This window comes from Microbulbifer litoralis, assembly GCF_023634065.1.
Lineage (GTDB): Bacteria > Pseudomonadota > Gammaproteobacteria > Pseudomonadales > Cellvibrionaceae > Microbulbifer > Microbulbifer litoralis.
Genome location: NZ_JALKCV010000029.1, coordinates 1 through 3,204, shown reverse-complemented (window position 1 = coordinate 3,204; position 3,204 = coordinate 1). Strand labels below are relative to the sequence as shown.

General features: G+C 51.8%; 4 protein-coding genes. 1 reads left to right on the top strand and 3 read right to left on the bottom strand.

Annotated features, from left to right (window positions below; genetic code table 11):
* From MWN76_RS20735 to MWN76_RS20725, 3 genes are all read right to left on the bottom strand, one after another.
* Window positions 1-972 (bottom strand): hypothetical protein (locus MWN76_RS20735; RefSeq protein WP_250465076.1); only part of this gene is annotated, 972 nt, incomplete at its 3' end.
* Window positions 973-1,034: 62 nt separating this feature from the next.
* Complete coding sequence (locus MWN76_RS20730; RefSeq protein ID WP_250465074.1) at window positions 1,035-1,727, bottom strand: hypothetical protein; 693 nt, start codon at window positions 1,725-1,727, stop codon at window positions 1,035-1,037.
* Window positions 1,728-1,815: 88 nt separating this feature from the next.
* A complete protein-coding gene (locus MWN76_RS20725; protein ID WP_250465072.1) occupies window positions 1,816-2,790 on the bottom strand; it encodes a chromate resistance protein ChrB domain-containing protein in 975 nt (324 codons plus the stop codon).
* Window positions 2,791-2,977: 187 nt separating this feature from the next.
* Here MWN76_RS20725 and MWN76_RS20720 point away from each other — a divergent pair.
* A partial coding sequence (locus MWN76_RS20720) for a transporter associated domain-containing protein (RefSeq protein ID WP_345780087.1) occupies window positions 2,978-3,204 on the top strand: 227 nt, incomplete at its 3' end.

The window sequence follows — 3,204 nt, the reverse complement described above, 5'->3', positions numbered from 1 at the left end:
TTCGATGCCCGGCCAATCCTGGCGCTGATCATCTATTCCATTACAAGCGGATGTAGTTGGCTTGAAAATAGCTGGCAATGCTTCATTGCCAGCTACTACTAAGTTGCCTTGAGTATGCAGTTTATAGTTACCGGATATATCCAACTGCACTCCAGGTTGGAGCCATAAAGTAGTGCCAGCTGGAATAGTAAAATTACCACTCAGACTGTATGGTGTTCCGTCACCTACTGTCCAAACCATAGTTTCGGTGAGTTCACCACTCCAATCTCTCTGTGTACTATTGCTATATTCAGTATTGATCGTATTCGAAACCGGGCTTTGCCCATCTTCATTTTCCGCAATTGTGTAAATGCTGTTGTTACCATCCTCCAATGGTGCCCAGGTGGAAAATACGCCGCTGGCGTCGATCTCGATTGTGCGTGTATAACGTCCATTGACAAAAAAACTGACACTGGTTCCGGGAGGCGCTGTGCCGGTAACGGTAATTGGGTTTCCGGAAGTAGTATCCGGTAGTGGATCCAGTAGCGGAGATTCAGGCTCTGCACCAGAAGCGTTCACCTTCCAGATTTCAGAGCCGGATCCAGTTGGTACATAGCGAGTCTCATAGATGTCGGACTGTGCTGAATCGCTGGTCACTCGCAGTTGGTTGTCGCCCGATTGTAACGGGATACGAACAGCAAAATCGCCACTCGCATTACTGATGGTTTCGGCCACAACACTGTCATTTACCTTTGCCTGTAGTACCTCGCCGGTCTGAGTGGTAAGGCCTGTCACATAGATACTGGATTGGTAGTGTTTCTCGGGTACAGGGTATAGAACGATCTCTTCAGCCGCTATTGCCTGAGGTATTGACAACACAGAGATTAGCCATGTGGCCAGGAAAATCCAAAGGGGCGATAGCCATTTCTTGTTCTCGCCGATTGTCCCAACGGTCATCAGATCTTTTATATCCTTTATATATTGGCTGGACATGCCATCTCCTCAGTGATCTGGACGAATATTTGTCCCTGTAGCCCCTACTGCACCTGTTCAGTTTATGATTGGGAAGCTAGCACGGCCTCCTTTTTTCTCTGCCAGGCAAAACCTAGCCGGGATAGAACCACCGCTGCCAGGCTAGTGGACATCAACAAAAACACATAGCGCATAATGCCGTAGCGGGATTCACTACCAATAGTAAAGGCGTGCCAAAATACCAGTGCAAATACGGCAAACCAGGCCATATGTACCTTTTTCCATGCCTGTTTTCCCCTGTGGACCTGCCAGCCGGCAAAAACAGCCAGAAGTAGCAGCCACAGCCCGATCAGGCCGAGGCCCACATGGAGTTGGTAGAAGCCGCCATTGAAGTGGGGTAATAGCAAGCCCCAGGCCGGTTTTCCGGTACGCAGGGTGACTGCGGCAAAGAACAGCCCCAGATGGGCAGTGATAAGTCCGACGGTGGTCAGTCCCAGGCGAATATGGGCCCTCGTGCTGAGAGGGGGGATGTTGTTTTGCAGTACGGGTGCACGCCTGGCCAGCGCAAGCAGGCATTGTAGCCAGAAACAGGAAAAAGCCAGCAGACCGGCGAGCTTGGAGAATATGTAGGGGAGCTGGCCCGGCGGTACTTCTTGCGTGAAGTACTGGATCGGGTTACCGGTGGCAAGATACCAGATGGCCAAGGGGGCAGCGAAAGCCAGGCTGCAAAGTGCAGTCGTGGTTATTGTTTGCTGCCATCGGGGAGTTGGTGTCATTGCAACTTCCTGGTTTGGTTGTGGTTTTTTTCGCGGCCATGGGCCGTTCCGCTCCTACAGTGGCTCCGGGGCCGCGCCTGGACCAACTCTAGGATTCGGCTTGTTCGCCCGCTGCGGCAATATGCGTGGATAGTTCAGCCTGGGCTTCCCTACTACCCAGTGCTCTGGTGCCGCTGGTTGGCAGGCCTTCAGATACCCAGCCTTTGATGCCGTAGGGGTTGAGGATGACTGAGTGCTTAACACCGGCCTTCTTGAGAGCTTTTGCCATTTCGAAACCGCGGAAGTCTTTGACACAGTAGCTCACGACGTAGTCTGCACCGTTCAGCCGCTGGACCACCTCTGGCTCGATGTCTCGCAAAGTGATGTTGTGAGCACCAGGGATATGGCTTTCGTCGAACTCGTTTGGTTCGCGGACATCGACAAATTCAACGCGCTTTCCGCGGTGCATTTCCGAGAGCAGGTGGGAGATGGAAACCTCGGGTATCAGGGCGGAGGCCACCGAAGATGAAGACCTTGCAGCCGTACAATCGAGCTCGAAATCTTCGAATTCAATAGAGGACTGAGTCTGTTGTTTATCCCGGAGGGATTGGTAAACACTGTCGAAGAAAGCCAGGTAGCATTCCGGCGTGACATTATCACGCTGATGCCGCAACTGCAGTTCCCGGTAGCCTCGCTCGACCACCGCCGCTTCGGTGGTTCTATTGGCACCCCAGAAATTTACCTCTATATCGTGAATGATAGCCGCAAGCTTCTTCACAGTGGGGTCATTGAGGTGGTATTGCTCCAAGGCGGCTTCAAAGCTTGCTCGATTGCCCCGGCGGCTGATCGGCATATCAGGAAGATCAAAAGGACGCCCCTCTGGGAGAGCTTGGCCGGGCTGGACTATCAGTAATTTGGCTTCGGGATCAATCTTGCGGCTCAACAGCCAAGCGGTAGCCCATTTATCCGGCCCAAGGCCATATTCTGTAACAAAAGGCCTTGAGTAATTTGCCTCCTCTGGGGAACAGCCTAGATTGGCGAGAAGCAACAATGGTACAACAACTTGTAACAGCTTCCCTCGCACTGACATCCCCAATCCCCCCTATACTTTAATTATTTTTAGGTCAAAATTTCACCAAGTCGAACGAAACTTGTTTAAGTTGTACATTTTGTTGATATTTTGATTTGCGTGATTTTCTACCATACAAATCGAACATGACCAACAGCAATCTTATTACACCCAATTACACTGATGGTGATTTGAACAATGGATGCCGAATATTTGTATTGCAACCAACCCGCTGCCCGGCGATGAAGAGGAGACCGTTGCCCAGGGCAACGGCTGGTACCTGATCGAGGGCGGCACCTCGATCCGCGACATCAACCGCACCCTGCACTGGGAACTGCCCACCGACGGCCCCAAGACCTTCAACGGGCTGGCGATGGAGCACCTGGAGAGTATTCCGGACGGCAATATCAGCTTCTTTATCCTGAATTA

Coding starts and splice junctions, on each gene's coding strand:
- MWN76_RS20730 (WP_250465074.1), bottom strand. CDS start 1,727: ATGACACCAACTCCCCGATGGCAGCAAACAATAACCACGACTGCACTT.